The organism is Janthinobacterium sp. C22, from assembly GCF_057919405.1.
In genome coordinates, this window is sequence record NZ_CP193659.1 from 6166706 (window position 1) to 6191843 (window position 25138).

Sequence of the window (25138 nt, forward strand, 5' to 3'; positions counted from 1 at the left end):
GTTTTCATCGTCTTTTCGCCCATCGCCGCGACACGCTCCCTAGCATCAAACAGGGCGCCAGACAAGCGGGTGAAACGCCGTCAAGCTGACTCGGTAAACACCTTGCGCATCTTCTCGGCGATCTTGCCTTCAATCGTGGAGGCGAAGGCGCTGAGCATGAAGCCCAGCTTGATTTGCAGTTGCGCCTGCTCTTTTTCCAGGGTCAGCGAACCATCGACGCCGCTGCGCTCGAAGCGCAGCACATCACCATCCCAGGCGCACGCCAGGTCATATTCCTGGGCCAGCTTGTCGGCCACTTGCTGCGCCGCTTCGCGCGCCTTTGCTGCTGTCAGCTTATGTTGCTGAACTATATTTATATCCGCCATCAAACGATCCTTTTATTATAAAAACGGGGGCAATACGGCCAGCATCATACCAGCCGCCATGCGGCGGGCACGACCGCAGCGGGCGCCGGGCGGCTAAAAAGCCCGTCCTTCCCGCATGTCGTTTGCGCGCGATCAAACCGGACGCGCCGAAGCGGGATGACTATTCCAATTCCAGTTGCGCGTGTCTTGGAGAGCTACCATGGACCAGAAAGTCATCGTGCCGGTCGAAGCCGTACTGACCAAATGCGTGTCCCTGCCCGTCGGCTATGTCCCTACCCCCTCGGCGCCCTACCGCCAGCACCGCAAGAATGCGCAACTGACCCTGCAGCCGGGCCCGCCACGCCTGACGGAGGCAACGGTGCGCAACCTGGCCGCCGTGCCCGTCGGTTCACGCGTGCTGATCTGGAAGCAAGATCCGTCCGTCAGCGACCTGGGCACCCGTAAAGCCTTTTTGCCCGGACTGATCCTGCAAGGCCCGCGCGACGCGCGCATCACGTTTGGCGAACCGGGCATCGCGCAGGTCAGCCCGAATGCCTTCGGCGACTTCATCGTCTCGCCCAACACCGACCAGTTCGACGCCGTGCACACGTTTGCCATCGTGCGCATGACGCTCACCATGTACCAGCGCGCGCTGGCCAGCAACGACACGGCGCCGCCCCTGCCCTGGCAATGGAACAGCGCCAGCAATACGGCACCGCTGCGCGTGTTCCCGCATGGCTTGCCCAACGTCATGAATGCGTATTACAGCCGCAGCGACAAGGCCCTCAAGTTCGGCGACTTCATCCCCAGCGGCGCCACCGAGCGCGTCTACACCTGCCGCTCGCTCGACATCGTCTCGCATGAAACGGGGCACGCCGTGCTCGATGGGCTCAAGCCGAATTGGCTGCTCAGCAACAATCCGCCGCAAACGGGCGGCTTGCACGAATCGTTCGGCGACCTGACGGCCATCTTCCTGGCCCTGTCGCAGCTGGACCAGGTGGAAGCGGTGATCGCGCAAACGAAATCCGACCTGCACGACAAGACCTTCCTGGCCGACCTGGCGGAACAGTTCGGTCTGGCGCTGGGCCGGCCGAATGGCTTGCGCAATGCCGACAATGACATCAAATTGTCCGAAGCGGGCACGGAAGTGCACGCCATCTCGCAAGTATTTACGGGCGCCATCTACGACATCCTGGCCGACATCTTTGCCCACGAACGCCAGCCCCAGCTGGAAGACGACGCGGCCGTGCTGCACCGCTGCGGCGATTACCTGCGCAGCCTGGTCCTGCGCGCCCTGGTGGCATCGCCCGACCAAGCCGCCACCTATGCCGATGTGGCCGGCCACATGCTGACGATCGCCCAGGCCGATGGCAATGGCGCCTACCTCGATTTCATCCGCAACAGCTTTACCGTGCGCGAAGTGCTCAAGGCCAATGCCATGACGGAGGATGGGCAAATGACGTTTGCCCCCGATATCGTCGATGAAGACGGCGCCGTGCAAGACCGGCGCGCCTGCTGCGGTACCATGAACCATGCGGAATACAGCGAATCGGACCAGTTGCTCGAAGCGGAACGCGAAGCGCTGGCGGCCTGGTGCCGCAGTTACGGTCCCCGGTAAACAGCCCCATATAAGGCAGCGCACCGGCGCGTCCGCTTCAGGCCAGCCGCACCAGCGGCAGGCCATGGCGCGGCCCACACCACCCACAACAGCAAGGAGCAGCATGAAAATTTCAGCCCGCAGCAGCGGCGGCTTTGCCGGCCTGAGCGAACAGTACGAGATCGATACGCAAGCCCATCCGGCTGGCCCCCACCTGGAAGCGGCGCTGGCCAGCAGCGGCTTTTTCACGCATCCGCAGGCCACGGATGAACAGGTGGGCGCCGATATTCCCCACTGGCAGATCACCGTCGATGCGCCCACCGCACGCCGCACCATCACGTTTGCCGAGGATGGCAGTGCTGAAAATGCACGGTGGCAGCAATTGCTGACGCAAATACGCGCCAGCGCCTGATTGTTGCGGCACTTATTTGTGCCGATCTTGACTTGAGTAAAACAAAAACACCACACGGCAAGCCAGCACGTCACCCGCCCTGCCCTCTGCAGTATCGGGCGACTGTCGCGTTCTTGCCGCGTTCTTCATGGCAACGTCACGGATAGTCGCTGAACTGCCCGCTCTGCGCGGCAATGCGACTACCAAAAAATGAATTTGCTTATATGTATTGTATATAAGCGGGATTTGTGAGAAATAGCGAATTGCCTTAAAATACAATGCTTTGCTTTAGTATGCGCCGCCGAGGTTCCTGCAGGCGCTACAGCACCTCCCCCAAATTGATAGGACTGTTATGACCCACGTTGTCACCGAATCCTGCATCGCCTGTCGCTATACCGACTGCGTCGATGTCTGCCCGGTAGATTGTTTCCGGGAAGGCCCGAACTTCCTGGCAATCGATCCGGACGAATGTATTGACTGCGCCGTCTGCGTGGCAGAGTGCCCGGTGAACGCGATTTTCGCGGAAGAGGACGTGCCGGGCGACCAGCAAGCCTTCATCAAGATCAACGTCGATCTGGCCCGTAACTGGCCTTCGATCACCAAGACGAAGGCTGCCTTGCCGGAAGCCGAGCAATACAAGGACGTCAAGGACAAGCTCGACATGCTGGTGCGCTAAACGCACGGCAGCTGCGGCGGCAATTCCGGCGGGGATGGATACTCTTCCCCGCAGGGGCGTGGCGGCAAAGAACAGACAAAAAGCAGCGGAAACGCTGCTTTTTTTGCTTTTAAAGCATCGTTGCAGGTCTATCCACGTTACTGTGGCGCGCTGTCACAAGTATGCGCAAACTGTGGACCTATGCGCGGTAAAGCACATTTTGTCCTCAACAAATATCGTAAAATTGGATTATGATATTTGAGCCGATATTGGCGCTTGGAATCAAACAAGGACTCTATATGCTTTACCAACTGCACGAACTGCAACGCTCTTTCCTCACTCCGGTGATGCAATGGGCAGACATGTCCTCCAAGTTATTTACCAACCCGGTTTCTCCACTGGCCCACACCCCGTTTTCGCAACGCATCGCAGCCGGCTACGAGCTGATGTACCGCCTTGGCAAAGACTACGAAAAACCACAATTCGATATCAAATCCGTTCTCGTCAAAGGCGAGAGCGTCGACATCCGCGAACACGTTGTCGTGACAAAACCGTTTTGCCGCCTGATTCACTTCAAAAAAGAAGCCACTGGCTTGCAACAGCCCAAAGTTTTGCTGGTTGCCCCCCTGTCCGGTCACCACTCGACCCTGCTGCGCGACACCGTGCGCGGCTTGCTGGCCGAGCATGATGTCTACATCACCGACTGGACGGACGCGCGCATGGTACCGCTGACGGAAGGCCCGTTCCACCTCGATGACTACATTTATTATGTGCAGGAATTCATCCGCCTGCTGGCGCCTGATTTGCACGTGATTTCCGTCTGTCAACCGACCGTGCCCGTGCTGGCGGCCATCTCGCTGATGGCGACGGCAAAAGATCCGCACATGCCGAAAACCATGACGATGATGGGCGGCCCGATCGACCCGCGCCGCTCGCCTACGCAAGTGAACAACCTGGCGACGGAAAAGAAATTCTCGTGGTTTGAAAACACCGTGATCTACGCGGTGCCGCCGAACTACCCGGGCTTTGGCCGCAAGGTGTATCCGGGCTTCCTGCAGCACGCCGGCTTCATCGCCATGAACCCGGGCCGCCACGCGCAAAGCCACCGCGAGTTCTACATGCACCTGGTGACGGGCGATGACGAGCCGGCGGAAGGCCACCGCCAGTTCTACAACGAGTACAACGCCGTCCTGGACATGCCGGCCGAGTACTACCTGGAAACCATTAAAACGGTTTTCCAGGAATTCAGCCTGCCGAAGGGTACGTGGAAAGTGGGAGGCCAGCTGGTGCGTCCGCAAGACATCACGAACGTGGCGCTGTTCACCGTGGAAGGCGAGCTGGACGATATTTCCGGCGCCGGCCAGACGCAGGCGGCGCATGATCTGTGTTCCGGCATCCCTGCCGACATGCAGCAAGATTTCGTGGCGCCAAAATGTGGCCATTACGGCATCTTCTCGGGCCGCCGCTGGCGCGAGATCATTTGCCCGAAGATCGGCGAATTCATTCAAAAACACGGCTGATACACGGCATATCCATCGAAACGCCACGCCAGTTCATACTGGCGTGGCGTTTTTTTACCCCGCTCACGCGCGCTCGATTTTCACCGTCGGGCGCGTATTGACAAAGATTTGCTCGACCCTTGGCTCGCCCGGCCCCGGCTTCTTCATCGCATAGCCATTCACGGGCTGCGAACGGTTCACCCACAGCGCGTAATACAGGTGGTCGGCGCGCGGATCTTCCGTATTCGGGTGGATCAATATCGTCAGTCCCAGGCTGTTGAGCTGCAGCCATGGCACGATCACCGATAACAGGTCATTGCTAAAGCCAAAGTAAAACGACGGCGTCACGTGCGGGCCGCGCGGCTCCAGGTTCCAGTCGCCCAGCTCGATCCGAAAGCGCTCGGCCGCCCACTTGCGTATCAGCGCCGCCTTCTGGTAACTGTCTTCGTCAAAATAGATATGCGCGTGATAGCTCTCGATATCCGTATAGGCACGTGGTGCCGACGGCAAGGTTTCCTCGCCGGGCCGCACGCTGACGGGACGCGGCGTGGGCGCCGTATCCGTATGCTCGCCCCATGGACTTTTGCCGGGCGCCGGTTTCGCGCGCTTGACGGCGCCCTCCTGTGCCAGGGCCGTCCCCGCCAGGCCGGAGGCGGCCAGCGCTGCCACCAGACCGCCGCCGCGCAAGACCGTGCGGCGTTGCGGAGAAAGGAGATTCGCCCATTCCAGATCGATGGCGGCGTGTTGATTTTTGTCAGACATAGGATTTCCTGTTCTTGATGATCGGTAGAGGGATGCGGTAAATCAGAACGAGACGGTGGCGCGGGCGTAGTAATAGCCGCCCAGCACACCCAGCGGTCCCGAGTTGTCATACGCGCCCGTGTACTGCGCCAGATTCGCGGCGCTGCGCGCCTCGCGTGGCACCTGGCTCGGTTTCTGGTCGAAGACATTGTTGGCGCCCACCGTCACGTTGATGCGCTTGCTGACGTCGTAGCCGACGCTGACATCCGTCACGAAGGTCGCCTTCAGCTGGTAATCGCCGCCCGTGATGGCGTTCAGACGCTTGAGCTTGCCGTAGCGCGTTTCGCGTACATTGAATGTCCAGCCGGCTTTTTCATACGCCAGCGTGAGGATTTCCTTGTCGCGCGGGGCCCGGTACAGCAAGTCGTACTCGGCCGACTTGCTCAGGGTGCCGATGTTCGGCAAGCCTTGCAGCACGGCGGGAAGTTCCGCCTTGCCCACCAGGCTCGTATGGTTGAGATTCGCGGCCGCCGTCCAGCGCAGCTTGCCATCGGCCACGCGCAAGACATCCTCGGCCGTCAAGTCGACGCCGCGCGTGCGCGTGTCGCCCACGTTGGCAAAATAATGCGCGACCAGGCCATTGCCCACCGTCAGTCCCGCCGAACGCAGCAGGTTTTCAATGACGGTCGCTTGCGCCGCGGTCAGCGGCCGGCCGCTGCCATCGAGCGCCACGCCCGAGCTGCGATCGATGCCGATGTTCGACGATACGCCCAGGCGGTCGCTGACCCTGATTTGATACGCGTCAACGGCCAGGCGCAGGGTCGGCGTGGGATTGAAGGTCAGCCCGGCCGACAGATTCGTCGATTTTTCCGGTTTTAATGCTTGCGCGCCCAAGGCCCGCGCGGCACCGGAATTGGGCTGCGCCAGGGTGTACGGCACGCCCGCATGGTCGGACGTGTTCGAATACGATTGCGTCACCAGGCTAGGCGCATGGAAACCGTTGCTGACGGTGCCGCGCACGGCGACCGTGGGCGTGAGGTCATAGCGGGCCGACAAACGGCCCGTCGTCTTGCTGCCGAAATCGGAATACTTTTCGGCACGCAAGGCCGTGTCGAGCAGCCATTGCGGCGTCAGTTTGGCGCCCAGGCCGATATACGCCGCATAGCTGTGGCGCGCCGTGTCGGACGAATCGACGGGCAGGTAGCCTGCCAGCGCCGACGAACCGCTGCCCTGCCAGGAAGCGGGTTCACCCGGGCTGCGCTGCTGCGTTTCATGCGAGTACTCGAGACCGACGCTGAGGTCGGCCGGTTCGCTCAAGCCCAGCTGCACGGGGCGGCGCGCGTCCGCATTCGTCGTCGAGCGGCTGTAGCGCTGATTGCCGATGTCAAAATCCGTCTTGCCGCCCGGATAAGCCAGCGAATAGTTGGCCGAGTGCTCCACGCCCACGTCGATATCGTCGCGTCCGTAGGTGCTGCTGATATCCCAGCTCCAGCCGGCCGTCTCGCCCTTGATGCCGCCCGTCAAGGAAAAGTCGTTTTCGCTCGTCGTTTCATATGGCGTGAAGCCGTCGGGATACACGGCCAGCAAGCCTTTGTTGTTATTGAAAATAGTATTGGGCAAGCGGAAATTCTGCGCCGAGCGGGCATTGCGGTGCGCGTAGGTACCGAAACCGTACAGTTGCACCTCGTTCGACAGGTCATAGCCGAGATTGGCGCTGAGCGAGGCGGTCGTACTTTGCGGCACACCCGTATTGCGCCACGGATTGCTGTTGCGCGTCGCGTCGGCCGGGTTCGGCGACGCGCCGGCCGGCAAGCTGTTGTTCGGCCCCAGTTTGACCAGCTGGCCATCGCTGTTGCGCACGGCCGGATACGACAGATAGGCGGGATTCAAGCCGAAATTGCGCACGGCGATACCCTGGCGCTGGACTTCGGCGCCGAAGTGGGCAAAGCCGTGTTCGCCCAGGCGCGTGCCGCCATCGATGCGCGCGGAACCGTTCGTGCCGTCGCCCGCGTAGGTCGAGCCGAGTTGCGTGCTCAAGCTGCCCTTGTCATCCGCTTTCAGGATGATGTTGATGACGCCGGCGATGGCGTCGGAACCGTAGATGGCCGAGGCGCCGTCGCGCAGGATTTCCACGCGGGCGATGGCGCCTGTGGGGATCAGGGCCAGGTCGGTGGCGACGGAACCGGGAAAGCCATCTTCATTGACGATGGCCGTCGTATGCCGGCGCTTGCCGTTGACCAGCACCAAGGTATGCGACGGGTCGAGGTTGCGCAGCTGGCCGGCGCGCACGATGCTGCCCAGGTCGGGCTGCACGCGGGCAGGCAAGTTAAACGATGGCAAGGCCGTATCGAGCGCGTCGAGCAAGTTCAGTTTACCGGTCGCCTGCAATTGCTGCGCGCTGATCACGTCGATCGGCGCGGCACTGTTGGTTACCGTGCGGCCCGTGCCGCGCGCGCCCGTGACGATAACGGCGTCCAGCGGCCCGCCAGCCAGCGCGTCAGCGCCGTCCGGCGTGGCTTGCGCACGGGCCGCGCCAGGCGCAGCCAGCACGAGCACGGCCAGCGAGACGGCGTGCGCCAATTGCCGCAAACGGGGAACGGGTTCTTGCTTGTGAATCAATTCCGGCATACGAAAACATCCTTTTAAAGTCGTCAACACAGTGGCTGCAGACTAAAGGATGGACAAACAAACAAGAACGAATGGTTTCGTATTTAGATATTTCGTTTTGGCAACTAACAACAGTGCCGCGGCGCGTCAGGGGAGGATGGGGCCGTCGCCAGGCTCTGGTCGAGCCGCTTCCAGTAATCGCGTTCGAGGCGGGCCGTATCGATATCGCGCGCCGCCTCGTTGAAGCGCTTTTGCCGCGCCGCCCCCTCGGCATCACGCTGGAAGCACACGTGCACAGGGCGCTCCTTGAAGACGGTATCGATGACGGCGATGCGTTCCCGTTCGGCCTTGCTGAAATTGCGTCCCATCAGCAAGTGCTGCAGGACATGGCGTTCGATGACGATCACGCGGTAGCGCTTGATCAACAGTTTCTTCAGGTTCGTCGCGTCGTTCAAGCCCTCTTCCGTCTTCAGCTCGCCGCGCGCCACCATGCCATCGAATTGCTCTCCATTCGAATAGCCGGCCACGGTGCCGATGCGCAGCTGGCCCAGATCGGCCAGAGTGGCACCGGGCACGCCATCTTCCTTCAGGTAGGCCAGCACACCTTGCGTGTTGCCAACCGGAACAGAAAAATGGCAGAGTTTTTCCCGTTCGGGCGTGCGCCAGACGGCCAGGAAACCGGCGTAGCGGGGACTGGCCAGGCCAAACTGCATGGCGCGCTTCCATGGAAAATACTCATATTTGACGACGTAGCCCATGCGTTCGAAGATGGCGCTGACCATGGCGCCCGACATGCCGTCGGCAGGCAGGCTACGGGAAATGAAGGGCGGCCAGTCTTCCGCCGCGAAACGGACGATGCGCGAGCCGGCAGAGCCCGGCGCCGCCATGGGGGAACCAGCCTGCCCGTGTGCAAGGGCAAGTGTAGAGGACATGAAGAAACAGAAGGGCAAACCAACTGTCCGGAGGAAACGCATGTTTTGCTCCTATGGCCTGGCGCGCATTGCAATGCAGGCGCGGCAACAGGACTGGCGGTCGGCTTTTTTGATCACTACCTTGATAAAAATCATGCTCCCACAAAAAAGAAATTGCAAAGTTGTTTATTTGCACTTTGACATTCCCAGAGGAAATAAAATACGATTGCGGCGCGCCTGCAACAGCCGGCCCTGGCACCCGCTATCCCCTCCTACAAAACAGGTTTTTACTTGTGCGCGCGCCGGATGGCCGATAATGGCGTTTTACCGTGGAAGATGACCGTGCCGCACCCTGCCCCTCCCTCACTTGCCGACCAGATCGAAGACTTGCTGCCGCAAACGCAATGCACCAAATGCGGCTACAACGGCTGCCGCCCGTATGCGGAAGCGATTGCCGCAGGCAATGCCGACATCAACCAGTGCCCACCGGGCGGCGCGCAGGGCATCGTGCGCCTGGCCGGCTTGCTGGGCAAAAAAGTCATTCCGCTCAATCCCGTCAACGGCCTCGAACGTCCGCGATCTGTCGCCTACATCGACGAATCGCTGTGTATCGGCTGTACCCTGTGCATCCAGGCCTGTCCCGTGGACGCCATCGTCGGCGCCGCCAAGCAGATGCATACGGTGGTCACCAGCCTGTGCACGGGCTGCGACCTGTGCGTGGCGCCCTGCCCCGTCGACTGCATCGTCATGTACCCCGTCAGCGGCGACGCCACGGGCTGGGATGCCTGGAGCCAGATGGATGCCGACGACGCGCGCGCGCGCCACGATTTCCGCACGCAGCGGCTGCGCCGCGAAGCCGAGGCCAACGACGCGCGCCTGGCCGCCAAGGCCGTCGCCAAGATGCAGGAAGTGACGCAGGAAGTGCCGGTCACGCCAGATGAACTGGCGGAGAAGGAGCGCAAGCGCGCCATCATCGCCGCCGCCATGGAGCGCGCGCGCGCCAAGGCCGCCGCCAGCACGGACACCGCCCCGCCAGCCCCCACGACACCGAAAAAAGACGCATGAACGCTGCCAAACGCCTGGAAATCTTTACGCGCTTTCGCGCCGCCAACCCTTCCCCGAAAACGGAACTCGAATACACGACGCCGTTCGAGCTGCTGATCGCCGTGCTGCTGTCGGCGCAGGCAACCGACGTGTCCGTCAACAAGGCCACGCGCCTGCTGTATCCGGTCGCCAATACGCCGGCCAAGATACTGGCCCTGGGCGTCGACGAGCTGGCCAGCTATATCCGCACCATCGGCCTGTTCCGCACCAAGGCGAAGAACGTCATCGCCACCTGCCAGATCCTGCTGGAACAGCACGGCGGCGAAGTGCCGCGCGACCGCGCTTCGCTGGAAGCCTTGCCCGGCGTGGGCCGCAAGACGGCCAACGTGGTCATGAACACGGCGTTTGGCGAACCGACCATGGCCGTCGACACGCATATCTTCCGCGTCTCGAACCGCACGGGCATTGCACCGGGCAAGAATGTCGATATCGTCGAACAGAAACTGCTGAAATTCATACCCAAGGAATTCCTGCACGACGCCCACCACTGGCTCATCCTGCACGGCCGCTACACCTGCACGGCGCGCAAGCCGCAATGCTGGAACTGCATGATCGCCGACCTGTGCGATTACAAGGACAAGTCGCCGATGCCGGCCGTGGTGTAAAGCAATGGCCCGAATAGGGCCGATGGAGTGGTGGCGTCGGATTACGCGCGACGCGCTAATCCGACCTACAGCAAGACCATATTGTCGCGGTGGATCAGCTCATGGCCTTCCATGTAGCCGAGGATGGACTCGATCTCGGTGGACGGCTTGCGCATGATGCGGCGCGCTTCGCCGCTCGTGTAGTTCGACAGGCCGCGCGCCACGGGCACGCCATCCGCATCGACGCAGGTGATGACGGCGCCGCGGCCGAATTCGCCGTTCACGCCCGTCACGCCGATCGGCAGCAGCGACTTGCCTTCCTGGCGCAGCTTTTGCACGGCGCCCGCGTCCAGCACCACGGCACCGGCCGTGTGCAGATGATCGGCCATCCACTGCTTACGCGCCGTCAATTGGCCCGTTTGCGCCAGCAACTGCGTGCCGATCGCTTCGCCCTGTGCCAGGCGGCTGAGCACGTCGCTGTCGCGGCCCCAGGCGATGATAGTGTGGGCGCCGGACTTGGCGGCGCGCTTGGCGGCGAGGATTTTCGTCAGCATGCCGCCACGGCCCAGGCTGGAACCGGCGCCGCCCGCCATCGCTTCCAGGGCCGGATCGCCGGCGATGCCTTGCGTGATCAGATAGGCGTTCGGGTCCTTGCGCGGGTCGGCCGAGAACAGGCCGTGCTGGTCCGTCAGAATGACGAGGGCATCGGCCTCGATCAGGTTGGCCACCAGGGCGCCCAGGGTATCGTTGTCGCCGAACTTGATTTCATCGGTGACGACCGTGTCGTTTTCATTGATGATCGGCACCACGCCCAGGCGCAGCAGGGTCGTCAGGGTGGAGCGGGCGTTCAGGTAGCGTTCGCGGTCGGCCAGGTCGGCGTGCGTGAGCAGCACCTGTGCCGTGCCGAGGCTGTGGGCGCGGAAGCTGCTTTCATAGATTTGCGCCAGGCCCATCTGGCCAACGGCGGCGCACGCCTGCAATTCGTGGATATCGGTGGGGCGCTGCTCGAAACCGAGGCGCAGCATGCCTTCGGCGATGGCGCCGGAGCTCACCAGCACGACTTCCTTGCCGAGGGCACGCAAGCCGGAAATCTGCGCGGCCCAGCGGGCGATGGCGGCATGGTCGAGTCCGCGGCCATCGTTGGTGACCAGCGAGGAGCCGACTTTGATGATGATGCGGGTAGCTTTTTGAATCACGGAATCCATGGGGCGGCGCTCTTCACTTAATAGACGTCAGCGCGCAGGACGCAGCAGCAGCAAGGCCAGCCCCGCCGTCAGCTCCATTGCGCACATGAACAACACAAAACCCTGGGGCAAGCCGAAGCTGATGGCCGCGAACAGACGGCCGGCGGGCTGCGCCAGGACCAACATTGCAGTGATATCGCCGAGGACGGGCGGTTCGCCCTGCCGTGCCGCGAACAGCGCCAGGAGCGCGGTAGCGCCCCAGACACCGACATGGGAAGCGTAGAACTGGCTGTAGCCATCGACGCCGTTGAGGAAGATGCCCATGCCGGCCGCCATGTCATCGGCGAACAGCAGACAGGCGACCGCGCTCAGCCCGTAAGCATACGCGATCAGATGCAATACACGACGCTGCCACGCCTGCTTGCGTGCGGACGCGGCAGCGGCCGTCTGTACCGACATCAGGGTAAGGCGCTTAGTCGAGGATCTTGAAACGCGGATCATCCGGGTCGATCGACGAGATACCGCGTGCTTCTTCGGTCATCTGCGTTTCTTCGGCACGGCTTTCGCTGTGTTTCTTCTCTTCCAGATGCTGGTAGATCGCATTGACCAGTTCCGGGCAACCCTGGTGGTTCAGCGCGGAGATCTCGAAGACGGGACCTTTCCAGGCGAAACGCTTGAGGAAGTCCTTGACGATCTTCTTGCGCTCTTCTTCCGGCACCATGTCGAGCTTGTTCAACACCAGCCAGCGCGGCTTGTCGACCAGCGACTCGTCGTACTTCTTCAATTCCTTGACCAGCGCCTTGGCTTCCTTGACAGGATCGACGTTGGTTTCGAACGGCGCCAGGTCGACGATGTGCAACAGCAGACCCGTGCGCTGCAAGTGGCGCAGGAATTGATGGCCCAGGCCCGCGCCTTCGGAAGCGCCTTCGATCAAGCCGGGAATATCGGCGATCACAAAGCTCTTCTCGTGCGACACGCGCACCACGCCCAGGTTCGGGTGCAGGGTGGTAAACGGATAATCGGCGATCTTCGGACGCGCGTTCGAGACGGCCGAAATGAAGGTCGACTTGCCGGCGTTCGGCATGCCCAGCAGGCCCACGTCGGCCAGCACCTTCAGTTCCAGGCGCAGTTCGCGGCGTTCGCCTTCCTTGCCCTCGCCTTTTTGGCGCGGTGCGCGGTTGGTCGAGGACTTGAAGTGGATATTGCCCCAGCCGCCTTCGCCGCCCTTGGCCAGCAGTTCGATCTGGCCGTGTTCGGTCAGATCGGCCAGGATTTCACCACTCGCGTTGTCGATGATCAAGGTGCCGACCGGCATGCGCAGGTGGATGTCATCGGCGCCCTTGCCATAGCAATCTGCGCCACGGCCAGGCTCGCCATTGCGAGCCTTGTGCATTTTGGAGAAACGGAAATCGACGAGCGTGTTGATATTGCGGTCGGCAACGGCCCAGATGGACCCGCCCTTGCCGCCATCGCCGCCATCGGGACCGCCGAAAGGCCGGAATTTTTCACGGCAGAAAGATGCGCAGCCGTTGCCGCCATCGCCCGCGATGACTTCGATTTTTGCTTCGTCGATAAACTTCATAATTTTGCCGCCATAAAACTAAAAAGGCTCTACCTTGGGCAGAGCCTTTCGATTGAAGGCTTGCGCCTTACATCATGCGATCATTGCGGAGCGAACTGGCGCTCCGCGATGAATTACGCTGGTACTGCTTCGTTTGGTACAACGGTCACGAATTGCTTCGAGCCGGCACCTTTGACAACGAACTTCACTTTGCCCGCGATCAGCGCGAACAACGTGTGGTCCTTGCCCATGCCTACGCCTTCGCCGGCGCGCACTGGGGTGCCGCGTTGACGAATGATGATGCCGCCAGCATTGATAGCTTGGCCGCCGTAGACTTTAACGCCCAGACGTTTTGATTCTGAATCACGGCCGTTTCGCGTTGTGCCGCCGCCTTTTTTATGTGCCATTTAAGACTCCTTGATAGCTGATTATGTAGACAAACTGCGTCAAACAGCGGCGATTAGCCGTTGATCGAAACGATTTGGATTTCGGTAAAATTCTGGCGATGGCCTTGATGCTTTTGGTAGTGCTTACGACGACGCATCTTGAAAATTTTGACCTTATCATGGCGACCATGCGCCACAACCGTAACCAGTACCGTTGCACCTTCGACCAATGGAGCACCAAACTTGATGCTGTCGCCCGCGCCTACTGCGAGCACTTGATCGATGGTGATTTCGGAACCAATGTCTGCCGGTATCTGTTCTACTTTAAGTTTTTCGCCAGCGACAACTTTGTATTGTTTGCCACCGGTTTTTATGACCGCGTACATGATTTGAAACCTCATCAAATGTTGAAAGAATTTGTCCCACTGTCACGCAAAGCAAGCCGTACCCAACAGGGGGAACCAGCGATTATACACGGACTGAGAAATTGCGTCAAAAACTATTCACAAAGCTTGACGATCGTGGTATGTCGACAACCTGGCCATCATGTCAGGCTTGCGCCAGGCGGACAGGAAAACGCGCGCCAGTGCCAACAAGATCAATCAATTGCTCTACAGCCATAGGCAAACGTCACGCACGCGCAAGCCTTGTCGTATAATCGCGGCACCCACAATCTAATGCAGGTTCGCCTTGTCTGACGCTAACAAACACGTTAACCAAAACACCATCGTGCAAACGATTGCCGCCGATATGGACGCAGTCAATACGGTGATCCGCCAAAAGTTGCACTCCGATGTGATTCTGATCAACCAGATCGCGGAATACATCATCAGCGCGGGCGGCAAACGCATCCGTCCCGTGCTGATTTTGCTGGTGGCCAATGCCCACGCCTATCGCGGCACGGCGCACCATGAACTGGCCGCCGTGGTCGAATTCATCCATACCGCCACCCTGCTGCACGATGACGTCGTCGATGAATCGTCGATGCGCCGCGGACGCCAGACGGCCAACGCCCTGTTCGGCAATGCCGCTTCGGTGCTGGTGGGCGACTTCCTGCACTCGCGCTCCTTCCAGCTGATGGTGTCGCTGAATAATATGCGCGTCATGCAAATCCTCTCCGACGCCACCAACGTGATCGCCGAAGGCGAAGTGCTGCAGTTGTTGAACATGCACGATCCGGACGTGACGCAGGAAAGCTACCTGAACGTCATCCGCTCGAAGACGGCCAAGCTGTTCGAAGCGTCGGCGCAACTGGGCGCCCTGATCGCCGGCGCCAGCGAAGACGATATCGAAGCGGCTGCCGAATACGGCCGCTCGCTGGGCACGGCTTTCCAGCTGATCGACGACGTGCTCGACTATGCAGGCGACGCCGCCGAAATCGGCAAGAACGTGGGCGACGACTTGCGCGAAGGCAAACCAACCATGCCGCTGATCTGGCTGATGGAAAACGGCACCCCGGAGCAACGTGAACTGGTGCGCAGCTGCATCGAGCAAGGCGACGAACAGCATTTCGATGCCATCCTGGCCGCCATCACCAATAGTGGCGCCCTCGACTACACGCGCAAGCAGGCGGAAATCGCCGGCCAGCGCGCCGCCGATGCCATCGCCGGCTGGCCCGACAGCGTCTACAAGCAATCCATGCTGCAACTGTGCTCGTTTGCCGTGGACCGCAATCACTGATCGCGTTGTACTTATATGCAATACAAAACGGCGCTACTGGCGCCGTTTTTTTATGTCCCGCTCATTTCACCGGCTTGCCGTCGGCGCCGACCACGGCCTGGCCATCTTCCTTGGCAAATGCTCCTTGCTGCGGCAGCGGCAAAATCTCCAGCACCTTTTCCGACGGCCGGCACAGACGCACGCCCAGTTCCGTGACGACGATGGGGCGGTTGATCAGAATAGGATGGGCTTGCATGGCGTCCAGCAGGGCCGCGTCTGGCAAGTCAGTATTGGCCAGGCCCAGCTCGTCGTACAGGGCGCCCTTGTCGCGCATGACGGCGCGCACGGACAGGCCCGCGCGGGTGATCAGGTCGACCAGCTCCTCACGCGTCGGCGGATGCTTGACGTAATCGATGATGACGGGCTCCACGCCCGTGTTGCGGATCAGGGCCAGGGTATTGCGCGAGGTGCCGCACGCCGTGTTGTGATAGATCGTGATCGTCATGTCGTGATGTCCTTTACATTGGGTTCGCTGACGCAGCAAGGGGCGCCGGCGCAGCAGTTCTCGGTCAGGAAGGCCAGCAAGCCGTTCATGCCCGCATAATTGGCCGCGTAGATGATGGAACGGCCCGTCTTGCTCGCCGTCACCAGATTGGCGTGCGCCAGTTCTTTCAGGTGAAACGACAGGGACGAGGGCGCGATCGCCAGCGCGTCGGCGATTTTCGTCGCGGCCATGCCTTGCGGCCCCGCTTGCACCAGCAGGCGGAACACGGCCAGCCGCGATTCCTGCGCCAGCGCGGCCAGTGCCACGATGGCGGAGGCACTCGTCAGCGGTGTCGCCCCGTTCGCTATTGTCTTTTCATTTTCCATACTTCAATAATAGTCGAATTATTGAATAATCTCAAGCGCGATGTCTTACGTAACCCAGCGCACCGACCGTCGTGGCCTATCGGTCTACCTTAATGAAAAATCATTGCGATTGGCTTACCATGACACGCTCAACCCCGCTCAACATCCTCGGCTGGAGCCTGGCCGCCCTGCTCGCCTTGGTCGCCATCGTGGCCATCTTCGTGCTGACCTTCGACTGGAACCGCGCCCGTCCCTACATCAACGAGAAGGTATCGGAAAGCACGGGCCGCAGCTTCGTCATCGGCGGCGACCTGCAGGTGACATGGAAGCAGGGCCTCAAAACGGAACCGGGCTGGCGCCGCTACGTGCCGCGGCCTGTCATCAGCGCCCACGACGTGCGCATGAGCAACCCGGACTGGGCCACGGCCGGCCCGCAACTGGCCAGCGCCAGACGCATCGACGCGGCCATTCACCCGTTGCCCCTGCTGCAGCACCGCGTGGTGCTGACGGACCTGGCGCTCGACGCGCCCAATATCGCCCTGCAGCGGCGCGCCGACGGCAGCAACAGCTGGACTCTGAAAGACAATGGTCCCTCGGCATGGGACGTGGAAATCCAGCGCATGGCCTTCGCCGACGGCGCCATCCGCTACCTGGACGAAGGCATCGCCCTGGACGTGCACGCCAAGGTCAGCTCGACGGCACCGGACGCCACGCCGGGCGATGCGTCAGGCAACGCTCCCGTACAGAAATACGGCATCGAATTTACCCTCGGCGGCAGCTACCGCAATGCGCCCGTGACGGGCGGCGGCAAGGCGGGCGCCGTGCTGTCCCTGACCGACAACAACACGGTCTATCCCGTGCAGGCGCATGCCGTGCTGGGCAAGAACAAGGCCAGCATCGATGGCACCCTGACCGACCCGCGCTCGCTGTCCGGCATCGATTTACAGCTGAGCCTGGCCGGCGCCAGCATGGCCGATCTGTACCCGCTGACGGGCCTGCTGCTGCCGGAAACGCCGGACTACGCGACCACGGGACGCCTGCTGGGCAAGAAAGACGGTGCCAGCTGGAACTGGACCTACCAGAACTTCAAGGGCACGGTGGGCCGGAGCGACCTGGCCGGCACCCTGCAATACCTGCCGCGCCAGCCCCGCCCCTTGCTGCGCGGCGAAGTGACGTCGCAGCAGCTGCGTCTGGAAGACCTGGGCCCCACCATCGGCGCCGACAGCAATGCGAAGAAACAGGCGCGCGGCAAGGCGCCCGTGCAACCCGATAATAAAGCCTTGCCTGTGGAACAGTTCAACACGGCGAAATGGGATGCGCTCGACGCCGACGTGAAATTTACGGGCAAGAAACTGGTGCGCACGCATGACATCCCGCTCAACGACATCGTCGCCAACATCCGCATGAAGGACAAGGTGCTGAGTCTGACGCCGCTCAACTTCGGCATGGCCGGCGGCGACATCACCTCGAACATCACGCTCGACGGCCGTCAAAAGACCATCGCGGCGCAAGCCAAGGTGGCGGCGCGCCACCTCAAGATACGCGAACTGTTTCCCAAGCTGCAATCGATGCAAGCGAGCTTCGGCGAAGTGTATGGCGATGCGGCGCTGACGGGCCACGGCAATTCCATTTCCGCCATGCTGGCCAGCGCGAATGGCGAACTGGCGGCCACCGTCAGCGAAGGCTCCGTCAGCCAGTTCATGCTGGAACTGGCGGGCCTGAACCTGGCCAACGCCGTCTTCGTGAAAATCTTTGGCGACAAGCAAGTCCACCTGAACTGCCTGGCCAGCGATTTCGCCGTCACGAATGGCCAGGCCGACGTGCGCCGCTTCGTGCTCGACACGGACACGGCCGTGGTGAACATCACGGGCAACGTCAACCTGGCAAACGAAACCCTGAACCTCGACGTGCGCCCCCGCACCAAGGGCGCCCGCATCATCACCCTGCGCACGCCGCTGTATGCGAAAGGCACGTTCAAGAACCCGGATGTGGGCCCGCAAAAAGGCCCGCTGGCATTAAAGGCCGGCGCCGCCGTGGCCCTGGCCACCGTCGTCACGCCGCTGGCCGCCCTGCTGCCGCTGGTCAACGTCGACAAGGCCCCCGACACGGATTGCGCCGCCGTCATGGCGCAAGCGAACGCCACGCGCAAGGCCCCCACTTCGCCGGCCACAAATGCACCGGCGAAAAAGGTCAGCGAAGCGGACATCAACAAGGCGCAACAGGAAAAGAAATAGACCTTGATGCAGCCGCTTGAAACCCGTTCCGCCATCTGCTGTAATGAAGGAAAGCGGGGTGTGGCTCAGCCTGGTAGAGCGCTGCGTTCGGGACGCAGAGGCCGGAGGTTCGAATCCTCTCACCCCGACCAGCATTCCCCCTGCCTGCACTGCGCACTCCTTGACCCACGCGTTGGCGTGTTGCCGGGAAGTATGATATTAATTGCATCATTAGTATCCTGATCACTTCTCGCGCAAGGGCCTGACCGATGTCTTTCCTGATAGTTCTGGCCGCACTGGCCTTCCTGATGCTGGCCGCCTACCGCGGCTACAGCGTGATCCTGTTTGCGCCTGTGGCCGCGCTCGGCGCCGTGCTGCTGACCGATCCGTCCGCCGTGCCGGCCGTCTTCAGCGGTATCTTCATGGAAAAGATGGTGGGCTTCATCAAGCTGTATTTCCCCGTCTTTTTGCTGGGCGCCGTATTCGGCAAGCTGATTGAACTGTCCGGCTTTTCCCAGTCCATCGTCATGGCGGCCATCCGCTACATCGGCAGCGCGCGCGCGAATGCCGTGATCGTCGCCGTGTGCGCCGCACTCACGTATGGCGGCGTGTCGCTGTTCGTGGTGGTGTTTGCCGTGTATCCGTTCGCGGCCGAACTGTATCGCCAGAGCAATATCCCCAAGCGGCTGATGCCGGGCGCCATCGCCCTGGGCGCGTTCTCGTTCACCATGGATACCCTGCCTGGTACGCCGCAGATCCAGAACATCATTCCCACCACTTTTTCAATACGACCGGCTGGGCCGCGCCGTGGCTGGGCACCATCGGCGCCGTGCTGACGGTGATCATGGGCCTGGCCTTCCTGGAATGGCGCCGCCGCTCCGTCATGGCGACGGGGGAAGGTTACGGAGTGGAAGCGGAACAGGCCAAGACCGATGGCGGCGACTTGCCCCATCCTTTGCTGTCGGTAGCGCCGCTGGTGCTGGTGGGCGTGGCCAACTTTGCGCTGACCAAGCTGATTCCCCACTGGTATGGCGCCAGCTACGTGCTCACCGCCGAGGCCCTGCCGGGCCTGCATGCGCCCGTGTCCACGTCGATCGCTTCCGTGACCGGTATCTGGGCCGTGGAAGGCGCCTTGTTACTGGGCATCTTGCTCGTGTGCATTACCGCCTTCGGGCGCATCCGCGCCGCCTTTGCCGAAGGCACCAAGGCGGCCGTCGGGGCGCGCTGCTGGCGGCCATGAATACGGCGTCCGAATACGGCTTCGGCGGCGTCATCGCGGCGCTGCCCGGTTTCCTTGCCGTCAGCAATACCTTGCGCAGCGTGCCCGATCCCCTCGTCAACGCGGCCGTGTCCGTGACGACCCTGGCCGGCATCACGGGCTCGGCCTCGGGCGGCATGAGCATCGCGCTGGCCGCCATGTCGGACAGTTTTATCCAGGCCGCGCAGCAGGCCCATATTCCGCTCGAAGTCATGCACCGCGTGGTGGCGATGGCCAGCGGCGGCATGGATACCTTGCCGCACAATGGCGCCGTGATCACACTGCTGGCCGTCACGGGCCTCACGCACCGCCAGTCCTACCGCGATATCTTCGGCATCACCGTCATCAAGACGGTGGCAGTGTTCCTCGTCATTGCCATCTATTACATGACGGGGCTGGTCTGAGGGTCGGGGCAAACTACAGGCGCGACGACGATGCCGGCTTCGACACAGCGTGCGCCGGCTTGAACAGGTGGCTGATGCCCATCGTCAGCAGCGGGCCGGCCAGCGCCAGGTAGGAACTGTCCACGCCATACGGATTGCCCGCCAGGAACCAGCCGATGGTGGCGATCACGGAAACGATCACGCCGACGAAGGCGCCGCGCGGCGTGCCGAATTTCGGCGCATAGAAGGCCATCAGCACCAGCACGGCCAGGGTGGCGCGCAGGGCCTTGCCGAGGAAGGCGATCATCAGCAGTTTTTCCGCATACAGCGCCAGCACCAGCGGCAGCAGGCCGGCCACGACGATGGCGATGCGCAGGAACATCAGCGATTTCGCGTCATTCTTTGCCTTGTTGTACCAGGGATCATAAAAATCCTTCATGGCCAGGGTGGCCGATGCCAGGGTGGTGGCGGAAATGCCGCCGAACAGGGCGCCGGCCAGGCCGACGATCATGATGCTGGCGGAAAACGCGGGCATGTGCGCGATCAATGTCGGAAAGGCGTCGATCGACTTCATGCCCGGATACAGCACGGCGCTGCACATGCCGATCAGGGCCGCCATCAGGCCGAACGGGATCATCAGCGAGGACACGTAATAGCAGGCGCGCTTGGCCACGGCCGGGTTGTCCGTGCTGACCAGGGCCTGGATCACGTACTGCGTGGCGAAGATGGAACCGATGCCGCCGATCATCCAGGCGACGATCTGGCCCCAGCCGATCTCGACCCAGTTGAACATCTTGGCGGGCAATTGCGCCTGCAGCGCGCCGATGCCGCCGGAGGCTTCCAGCGCATAGGCCAGTGCCAGGATCACGCCCAGGTACTTGACGATGGAGTGGGCGAAATTGGTGTACACGACCGAGCGCATGCCGCCCAGGCTGACGTAGATCACGGTAATGGCGCCCACCAGCAAGATGGCCACCGTCTTGTTGATGTGCAGCACTGCCGCCAGCACGGCGCCGCCGCTCGCATACAGGGCCACGGCAACGATGCTCAGCGCGACGATGGTGAGGATGGACGCCGCATAACGCACGGGCTCGCCATACGTTTGCGCCAGGATGCCGGAAATCGTCGACTGCCCGCTTTCCTTGTATTTCTTGACCAGCACGATGGCCAGCAGCAAGAAGCCCAGCGACAGCGCCACCAGATTCCAGGCGGCGGAAATGCCCAGTTCATAACCCTTCTGGGCCGTGCCGATGCTGACGGAACTGCCGATGAATTCCGACAATAACAACGCGCCGATCAGGTAGGCGGGATAGTTGCGTCCGCCCGCCGTCATGCCCTCGGCGCTGTTGGCATGCTTGCGCACGCTATAGGTAATGTACGACATGAGGGCGAAATAGCCCACCGTGATCGCCGCGATGATGATCAATCTGTTTTCCATCCGTCTACTCCAAGTCTGCTTTTCTTATTATTATTTTTCAAGAAAGCTTCCCCTGCCGCATGCCGGATGAGCCGGTGGCGGTGCTCAGGGGAAAGTCAAATTCCTGCCATACCGATACGGTACAACAAGCCTCACAACAAAAAGGTCCGCAGCTGCGCCGTAAACAAGTCCGCCGCCTCGACGTTCGAGATATGCGAGGCGGGCAGGCTTGCCAGGCGGGCGCCCGCGATCTGCCGCTGCAGCCAGCGGCCGTCGTCGAGGGTGGTCACGGGATCGTGCTCGCCCGCGATGATCAGGGTCGGCACGCTGATCGTGCCGACGCAGGCGTGCAAGTCCGCCTGGGCCAGCACGTCGCAGCAGGCCGCGTAACCGCCGGCATCCTGGCTGCGCAAGGTGGCCACCATGCGCGCCACCGTGTCCGGCTCGCGCGCGATAAACTGCGGCGTGAACCAGCGCGTGGCGGCACTCGCGGCCACCGCGGCCATGCCGTCGCGGCGCACGTGCTCCGCCCGCAGCTGCCACGGCGCGGCGCCGCCGATGCGCGCCGCCGTATTCGCCAGCACGAGCTGCGTCAGGCGCTGCGGCTGGTGTATGCCCAGCCACTGGCCAATCAAGCCGCCCATGGAAATGCCGCAGAAGGCGGCGCGCGCGATATCGAGGTGATCGAGCAGCGCCGCCACATCCAGGCCCAGCCGCCCGATGCCGAACGGCGCGCCGGCGCTGCCGGACTGGCCATGGCCGCGCGTGTCGTAGCGCACGACAAAAAAGTCGCCGGCCAGCGCGGCCGCCTGCGCCTCCCACATGGACAGGTCCGTGCCGAGGGAATTCGACAGGACCAGGCAGGGCTTGCCGCGCTCGCCATCCGTGCGGTAATGCAGGCCGATACCGTCCACCTCGCACGTTTTCCCGGCAGTGTCGTTGCCTGTACGCGTCATCGCCTGTCTCCTCAGGAATCGTCGTCGCGCACCGACGAAGGATGGCGGCACAGCGGCATCACGTCGATCTGCATGTAAGGGAACAGCGGCAGCGAGGTCAGCAAATTATGCAGCTCGTCCACGCTGTCCACGTCGAAGACGCTGATGTTGGCGTACTGGCCGGCGATGCGCCACAGGTGGCGCCATTTGCCCTCGTGCTGCAGGCGCTGCGCCAGTTCCTTTTCCGTTTGCTTGAGCTGCGCCGCCTGCTCGGCGGGCATGTTCAACGGCAGGTTCACGTTCATGCGTACATGGAATAACATGGTTTCTCCTTATTGGCGTTGCATGGAACGCAGCTTGTCCAGGTCGATCTCGACGCCCAGGCCCGGGCCAGTCGGCACCTGCAGCATGAAGTCGCGGTACACGAGCGGCTCGCGCAAGACTTCCTGCGTCAGCAGCAAGGGGCCGAACAGTTCCGTGCCCCAGGCCAGTTCGGCAAACGTCGAGCAGACGTGGGCCGTGGCGGCCGTGCCGACGCCGCCTTCGAGCATGGTGCCGCCGTACAGGCCGACGCCCGCCAGGCGCGCCACGGTCGCCACTTCCAGCGCGGGCAGCAAGCCGCCCGACTGGGTGATTTTGACGGCAAACACATCGGCCGCATCGGCCTGCGCCAGCGCCAGCGCATCGGCGGGGCCGTGCAAGGCTTCATCGGCCATGATGGCCACGTCGAAGCGCTGTTTCAGGCGCGCCAGCGCGGCGCGGTTGCCCGCCTTCACCGGTTGTTCGATCAGGTCGATGCCGCCCGCTTCCAGCGCGGCGATGCCGCGCACGGCGTCCGTCTCGCTCCAGGCCTGGTTGACGTCGACCCGCACGCTGGCCCGCTCGCCCAGCGCCCGCTTGATTTCCAGCACGTGTGCCACGTCGTCCATCACGTCGCGCAGGCCGATCTTCAGCTTGAAGATGCGGTGTCGGCGCAGGTCCAGCATCTTTTCCCCTTCGGCGATATCGCGCGCCGTGTCGCCGCTGGCCAGCACCCACGCCACGGGCAGCGCATCGCGCACGCGGCCGCCCAGCAATTCAGACAGCGGCACGTTCAGGCGGCGCGCCTGGGCGTCCAGCAGGGCCGTCTCGATCGCGCACTTGGCGAAGCGGTTGCCCTGGATGGCCTTGCGCACCCTGGCCATGGCCTTGGCCACTTCGCTCGCTTCCATGCCGACCAGCAGCGGTGCGATATAGGTATCGATATTCGTCTTGATGCTTTCCGGGCTTTCGCCGCCGTAGCCCAAGCCGCCGATGGTGGTCGCCTCGCCCCAGCCCGTGATGCCGTCGGTACAGCGCAGCCGCACCAGCACCAGGGTCTGCGTATGCATGGTGGCGACGGACATCCGGTGCGGGCGGATGGTTGGCACATCGACCAGGTAGGTCTCGATATTTTGAATCATATTTATTCCGTATAATTCTGTGGAGTGGTGACACCATATTCCCCGAATGTCCCCACGTCCAACACCGAGTTGGTATCAAACCTATACCTGAAAGGTATGAAGATGGAATTACGGCACTTGCGCTACTTCGTTGCGGTCGCAGAGGAAAGGAACTTCACGCGGGCCGCCGCGCGCCTGCACATCGCGCAGCCGCCGCTGAGCCGGCAGATGCAGCAGCTGGAAGAAACGCTGGGCGTGGCGCTGATCGAAAAGGGCTCGCGGCCCTTGCGGCTGACGGAAGCGGGCGAGTTCTTCCTCGCCCATGCGCGGCCCCTGCTCGACCAGGTGCGCGACCTGCAGGCGATGACGCAGCGCGTGGGCAAGCTGGAACGCACCCTGTCGATCGGCTTCGTCGCCTCGACCCTGTATGGTGAATTGCCCGACATCGTGCACCGCTTTTGCGAGCGCCATCCCGAGGTCGACGTGACCCTGCATGAAATGACGACGGTGCAGCAGCTGAAGGCCCTGAAGGAAGGCCGCATCGACGTGGGCTTCGGGCGCCTGAAAAGCGAAGACCCCAGCATCCGCCGCATCCTGCTGCGCGAAGAGCGGCTGGTGGTCGCGCTCCCGCCCGGCCACCGGCTGGCCAAGGGGAAGGCGGATTGCGCCTGACGGAGCTGGTGCATGAAACCCTGCTCGTGTATCCGAAAGCACCCCGCCCCAGCTTTGCCGACCAGGTGCTGGCCATGTTCAGCGAAGGCAATGTCACGCCCGGTCCCGTCACGGAAGTGCGGGAGCTGCAGATTTCCATGGGACTGGTGGCGGCCGGCCAGGGCATTTCCATCGTGCCGGAAAGCGTACAAGCCATGCATCACCGGAACGTCGTGTACCGCAAGCTGGACGACAAGCATGCGTTCTCGCCCATTTTATTCAGCATGCGGCATATGGACCGCTCGCCGGAACTGGAAAATCTCCTCGCCGCCGTGTATTCGATCTACGATGAACACGGCATCGCGCACGTCAAGGAAAGCCTGTCGCCCTCACGCTGACAGCGGCGCGTCGGCCAGCAATGCCGGGCGCAGCGCGCGGATGCGCAGCTCCGTGAAATAGCCGCCCGCCTCGTTATAGCGCAGGTAGTGGCGGCCGCAGTCCAGGCAGCGGGCCACCTGGCTCAGGTTCGCGGGATAGTAGCGCGGCGCGATGGGCGCATCGGCGCTGTCGTAGCGCGTGCCGTGCGGGTGGAATTCCGCAAACGTCGGTTCCTCGTACGGGTCTTCGCGCAGGGTGCCGATTTCTTCAAAGCGGTCCAGCTCCAGCGAGGTGGGAAGACGCTGCCAGGCATCGAGCGGGACGGCGCAGCAGCTGCATTTTTGCGTGACGCCTGCCGACGCGGCGGCCAGCGTGGACAGGGCGGGGAAGTCGATGAATATCATGTTCAG

24 protein-coding genes, 1 tRNA gene and 2 pseudogenes are annotated in these 25138 nt (G+C 62.3%); 11 read left to right on the forward strand and 16 right to left on the reverse strand.

Going from position 1 to position 25138, the window contains the following annotated elements; translation table 11 throughout:
* Window positions 1–80 precede the first annotated feature (80 nt).
* Window positions 81–365, reverse strand: coding sequence for a polyhydroxyalkanoic acid system family protein (locus ACRHIG_RS28925; protein ID WP_475414398.1), 285 nt, complete (start codon window positions 363–365; stop codon window positions 81–83).
* A 199-nt stretch (window positions 366–564) separates the two neighbouring features.
* On the opposite strand from ACRHIG_RS28925, the gene ACRHIG_RS28930 reads away from it, so the two are divergent.
* The 4 genes from ACRHIG_RS28930 to ACRHIG_RS28945 all read left to right on the forward strand — a co-directional run bounded on the left by ACRHIG_RS28930 (window position 565) and on the right by ACRHIG_RS28945 (window position 4507).
* Window positions 565–1962: a gluzincin family metallopeptidase gene (locus tag ACRHIG_RS28930; protein WP_099410296.1), complete on the forward strand. Its 1398-nt coding sequence runs from the start codon at window positions 565–567 to the stop codon at window positions 1960–1962.
* Window positions 1963–2065: 103 nt separating this feature from the next.
* The gene (locus ACRHIG_RS28935) at window positions 2066–2353 is read left to right on the forward strand and encodes a protealysin inhibitor emfourin (RefSeq protein ID WP_475414399.1); all 288 of its coding nucleotides are present in this window, start codon (window positions 2066–2068) and stop codon (window positions 2351–2353) included.
* Window positions 2354–2684: 331 nt separating this feature from the next.
* A complete protein-coding gene (fdxA, locus tag ACRHIG_RS28940) occupies window positions 2685–3008 on the forward strand; it encodes a ferredoxin FdxA (protein WP_010395176.1) in 324 nt (107 codons plus the stop codon).
* Between the two features lie 278 nt (window positions 3009–3286).
* Window positions 3287–4507, forward strand: coding sequence for a polyhydroxyalkanoate depolymerase (locus ACRHIG_RS28945; RefSeq protein ID WP_489628743.1), 1221 nt, complete (start codon window positions 3287–3289; stop codon window positions 4505–4507).
* A gap of 63 nt (window positions 4508–4570) precedes the next feature.
* Here the strand turns inward: ACRHIG_RS28945 and ACRHIG_RS28950 are convergent, their stop codons facing one another.
* The 3 genes from ACRHIG_RS28950 to ACRHIG_RS28960 all read right to left on the reverse strand — a co-directional run bounded on the left by ACRHIG_RS28950 (window position 4571) and on the right by ACRHIG_RS28960 (window position 8721).
* Window positions 4571–5248, reverse strand: coding sequence for a DOPA 4,5-dioxygenase family protein (locus ACRHIG_RS28950; protein WP_489628744.1), 678 nt, complete (start codon window positions 5246–5248; stop codon window positions 4571–4573).
* A gap of 42 nt (window positions 5249–5290) precedes the next feature.
* A complete protein-coding gene (locus ACRHIG_RS28955) occupies window positions 5291–7855 on the reverse strand; it encodes a TonB-dependent receptor plug domain-containing protein (RefSeq protein ID WP_489628745.1) in 2565 nt (854 codons plus the stop codon).
* Window positions 7856–7959: 104 nt separating this feature from the next.
* Window positions 7960–8721: a substrate-binding periplasmic protein gene (locus ACRHIG_RS28960; protein WP_489628746.1), complete on the reverse strand. Its 762-nt coding sequence runs from the start codon at window positions 8719–8721 to the stop codon at window positions 7960–7962.
* A 360-nt stretch (window positions 8722–9081) separates the two neighbouring features.
* On the opposite strand from ACRHIG_RS28960, the gene rsxB reads away from it, so the two are divergent.
* Window positions 9082–9810 carry an electron transport complex subunit RsxB gene (rsxB, locus tag ACRHIG_RS28965; protein ID WP_475414403.1) on the forward strand — a complete coding sequence of 243 codons (729 nt, stop codon included), beginning with the start codon at window positions 9082–9084 and terminating at the stop codon, window positions 9808–9810.
* Window positions 9807–10454 (forward strand): endonuclease III, encoded by a 648-nt coding sequence (nth, locus tag ACRHIG_RS28970; RefSeq protein ID WP_219133028.1) that lies wholly within the window; start codon window positions 9807–9809, stop codon window positions 10452–10454. The genes rsxB and nth overlap by 4 nt, the downstream gene beginning before the upstream one ends.
* Window positions 10455–10519: 65 nt before the next feature.
* Here nth and proB read toward each other — a convergent pair whose 3' ends face one another.
* From proB to rplU, 5 genes are all read right to left on the reverse strand, one after another.
* Window positions 10520–11638 (reverse strand): glutamate 5-kinase, encoded by a 1119-nt coding sequence (gene proB, locus ACRHIG_RS28975; RefSeq protein ID WP_086137518.1) that lies wholly within the window; start codon window positions 11636–11638, stop codon window positions 10520–10522.
* A gap of 27 nt (window positions 11639–11665) precedes the next feature.
* Window positions 11666–12076: a hypothetical protein gene (locus tag ACRHIG_RS28980; protein WP_489628747.1), complete on the reverse strand. Its 411-nt coding sequence runs from the start codon at window positions 12074–12076 to the stop codon at window positions 11666–11668.
* A 13-nt stretch (window positions 12077–12089) separates the two neighbouring features.
* Window positions 12090–13199, reverse strand: a complete 1110-nt coding sequence (gene obgE, locus ACRHIG_RS28985; protein WP_071325171.1) for a GTPase ObgE — start codon at window positions 13197–13199, stop codon at window positions 12090–12092.
* A 113-nt stretch (window positions 13200–13312) separates the two neighbouring features.
* The gene (gene rpmA / locus ACRHIG_RS28990) at window positions 13313–13585 is read right to left on the reverse strand and encodes a 50S ribosomal protein L27 (RefSeq protein ID WP_070219281.1); all 273 of its coding nucleotides are present in this window, start codon (window positions 13583–13585) and stop codon (window positions 13313–13315) included.
* A gap of 53 nt (window positions 13586–13638) precedes the next feature.
* Window positions 13639–13950 carry a 50S ribosomal protein L21 gene (rplU, locus tag ACRHIG_RS28995; protein WP_034754730.1) on the reverse strand — a complete coding sequence of 104 codons (312 nt, stop codon included), beginning with the start codon at window positions 13948–13950 and terminating at the stop codon, window positions 13639–13641.
* A 304-nt stretch (window positions 13951–14254) separates the two neighbouring features.
* Between rplU and ispB the strand changes: the two genes are divergently transcribed.
* Window positions 14255–15244: an octaprenyl diphosphate synthase gene (ispB, locus tag ACRHIG_RS29000; protein ID WP_322427377.1), complete on the forward strand. Its 990-nt coding sequence runs from the start codon at window positions 14255–14257 to the stop codon at window positions 15242–15244.
* A gap of 61 nt (window positions 15245–15305) precedes the next feature.
* Here ispB and arsC read toward each other — a convergent pair whose 3' ends face one another.
* Both arsC and ACRHIG_RS29010 read right to left on the reverse strand, forming a co-directional pair.
* A complete protein-coding gene (gene arsC, locus ACRHIG_RS29005) occupies window positions 15306–15728 on the reverse strand; it encodes an arsenate reductase (glutaredoxin) (RefSeq protein WP_489628748.1) in 423 nt (140 codons plus the stop codon).
* On the reverse strand, window positions 15725–16093 hold the full coding sequence (locus ACRHIG_RS29010; protein ID WP_475414408.1) for an ArsR/SmtB family transcription factor: 369 nt from the start codon (window positions 16091–16093) through the stop codon (window positions 15725–15727). Before ACRHIG_RS29010 ends, arsC begins: the two co-directional genes overlap by 4 nt.
* A 119-nt stretch (window positions 16094–16212) precedes the next feature.
* Here ACRHIG_RS29010 and ACRHIG_RS29015 point away from each other — a divergent pair, with 119 nt between their 5' ends.
* From ACRHIG_RS29015 to ACRHIG_RS29025, 3 genes and pseudogenes are all read left to right on the forward strand, one after another.
* Window positions 16213–18306 (forward strand): AsmA family protein, encoded by a 2094-nt coding sequence (locus tag ACRHIG_RS29015; protein WP_489628749.1) that lies wholly within the window; start codon window positions 16213–16215, stop codon window positions 18304–18306.
* Between the two features lie 54 nt (window positions 18307–18360).
* A tRNA-Pro gene (locus ACRHIG_RS29020) sits at window positions 18361–18437 on the forward strand.
* Between the two features lie 117 nt (window positions 18438–18554).
* A pseudogene (locus ACRHIG_RS29025) lies at window positions 18555–19947 on the forward strand (GntP family permease).
* A gap of 13 nt (window positions 19948–19960) precedes the next feature.
* On the opposite strand, the gene ACRHIG_RS29030 reads toward ACRHIG_RS29025, so the two are convergent.
* The 4 genes from ACRHIG_RS29030 to ACRHIG_RS29045 form a co-directional block, all read right to left on the reverse strand.
* A complete protein-coding gene (locus ACRHIG_RS29030) occupies window positions 19961–21364 on the reverse strand; it encodes a sodium:solute symporter family protein (RefSeq protein WP_489628750.1) in 1404 nt (467 codons plus the stop codon).
* A gap of 131 nt (window positions 21365–21495) precedes the next feature.
* Complete coding sequence (pcaD, locus tag ACRHIG_RS29035) at window positions 21496–22299, reverse strand: 3-oxoadipate enol-lactonase (RefSeq protein WP_489628751.1); 804 nt, start codon at window positions 22297–22299, stop codon at window positions 21496–21498.
* A gap of 11 nt (window positions 22300–22310) precedes the next feature.
* Entirely contained in the window at window positions 22311–22601 is a 291-nt protein-coding gene (gene catC / locus ACRHIG_RS29040) for a muconolactone Delta-isomerase (RefSeq protein ID WP_489628752.1), read from the reverse strand.
* Window positions 22602–22610: 9 nt separating this feature from the next.
* Window positions 22611–23720 carry a muconate/chloromuconate family cycloisomerase gene (locus ACRHIG_RS29045; RefSeq protein WP_489628753.1) on the reverse strand — a complete coding sequence of 370 codons (1110 nt, stop codon included), beginning with the start codon at window positions 23718–23720 and terminating at the stop codon, window positions 22611–22613.
* A gap of 102 nt (window positions 23721–23822) precedes the next feature.
* Here ACRHIG_RS29045 and ACRHIG_RS29050 point away from each other — a divergent pair.
* Window positions 23823–24748: pseudogene (locus tag ACRHIG_RS29050) on the forward strand (LysR family transcriptional regulator).
* Here the strand turns inward: ACRHIG_RS29050 and ACRHIG_RS29055 are convergent.
* Entirely contained in the window at window positions 24740–25132 is a 393-nt protein-coding gene (locus ACRHIG_RS29055) for a hypothetical protein (RefSeq protein ID WP_475414416.1), read from the reverse strand. The pseudogene ACRHIG_RS29050 and the gene ACRHIG_RS29055 overlap by 9 nt on opposite strands.
* Window positions 25133–25138 lie beyond the last annotated feature (6 nt).

What these genes read in the sequence shown, in the direction of transcription:
- obgE (WP_071325171.1), bottom strand. Translation starts at nt 13,199, where the DNA reads ATGAAGTTTATCGACGAAGCAAAAATCGAAGTCATCGCGGGCGATGGC.
- fdxA (WP_010395176.1), top strand. Translation starts at nt 2,685, where the DNA reads ATGACCCACGTTGTCACCGAATCCTGCATCGCCTGTCGCTATACCGAC.
- ACRHIG_RS29055 (WP_475414416.1), bottom strand. Translation starts at nt 25,132, where the DNA reads ATGATATTCATCGACTTCCCCGCCCTGTCCACGCTGGCCGCCGCGTCG.
- rsxB (WP_475414403.1), top strand. Translation starts at nt 9,082, where the DNA reads ATGACCGTGCCGCACCCTGCCCCTCCCTCACTTGCCGACCAGATCGAA.
- ACRHIG_RS29030 (WP_489628750.1), bottom strand. Translation starts at nt 21,364, where the DNA reads ATGGAAAACAGATTGATCATCATCGCGGCGATCACGGTGGGCTATTTC.
- proB (WP_086137518.1), bottom strand. Translation starts at nt 11,638, where the DNA reads ATGGATTCCGTGATTCAAAAAGCTACCCGCATCATCATCAAAGTCGGC.
- ACRHIG_RS28930 (WP_099410296.1), top strand. Translation starts at nt 565, where the DNA reads ATGGACCAGAAAGTCATCGTGCCGGTCGAAGCCGTACTGACCAAATGC.
- nth (WP_219133028.1), top strand. Translation starts at nt 9,807, where the DNA reads ATGAACGCTGCCAAACGCCTGGAAATCTTTACGCGCTTTCGCGCCGCC.
- rplU (WP_034754730.1), bottom strand. Translation starts at nt 13,950, where the DNA reads ATGTACGCGGTCATAAAAACCGGTGGCAAACAATACAAAGTTGTCGCT.
- ACRHIG_RS28950 (WP_489628744.1), bottom strand. Translation starts at nt 5,248, where the DNA reads ATGTCTGACAAAAATCAACACGCCGCCATCGATCTGGAATGGGCGAAT.
- arsC (WP_489628748.1), bottom strand. Translation starts at nt 15,728, where the DNA reads ATGACGATCACGATCTATCACAACACGGCGTGCGGCACCTCGCGCAAT.
- rpmA (WP_070219281.1), bottom strand. Translation starts at nt 13,585, where the DNA reads ATGGCACATAAAAAAGGCGGCGGCACAACGCGAAACGGCCGTGATTCA.
- ACRHIG_RS29045 (WP_489628753.1), bottom strand. Translation starts at nt 23,720, where the DNA reads ATGATTCAAAATATCGAGACCTACCTGGTCGATGTGCCAACCATCCGC.
- ACRHIG_RS28935 (WP_475414399.1), top strand. Translation starts at nt 2,066, where the DNA reads ATGAAAATTTCAGCCCGCAGCAGCGGCGGCTTTGCCGGCCTGAGCGAA.
- pcaD (WP_489628751.1), bottom strand. Translation starts at nt 22,299, where the DNA reads ATGACGCGTACAGGCAACGACACTGCCGGGAAAACGTGCGAGGTGGAC.
- ACRHIG_RS29015 (WP_489628749.1), top strand. Translation starts at nt 16,213, where the DNA reads ATGACACGCTCAACCCCGCTCAACATCCTCGGCTGGAGCCTGGCCGCC.
- ACRHIG_RS29010 (WP_475414408.1), bottom strand. Translation starts at nt 16,093, where the DNA reads ATGGAAAATGAAAAGACAATAGCGAACGGGGCGACACCGCTGACGAGT.
- ACRHIG_RS28960 (WP_489628746.1), bottom strand. Translation starts at nt 8,721, where the DNA reads ATGGCGGCGCCGGGCTCTGCCGGCTCGCGCATCGTCCGTTTCGCGGCG.
- ACRHIG_RS28980 (WP_489628747.1), bottom strand. Translation starts at nt 12,076, where the DNA reads ATGTCGGTACAGACGGCCGCTGCCGCGTCCGCACGCAAGCAGGCGTGG.
- ACRHIG_RS28945 (WP_489628743.1), top strand. Translation starts at nt 3,287, where the DNA reads ATGCTTTACCAACTGCACGAACTGCAACGCTCTTTCCTCACTCCGGTG.
- ACRHIG_RS28955 (WP_489628745.1), bottom strand. Translation starts at nt 7,855, where the DNA reads ATGCCGGAATTGATTCACAAGCAAGAACCCGTTCCCCGTTTGCGGCAA.
- ACRHIG_RS28925 (WP_475414398.1), bottom strand. Translation starts at nt 365, where the DNA reads ATGGCGGATATAAATATAGTTCAGCAACATAAGCTGACAGCAGCAAAG.
- catC (WP_489628752.1), bottom strand. Translation starts at nt 22,601, where the DNA reads ATGTTATTCCATGTACGCATGAACGTGAACCTGCCGTTGAACATGCCC.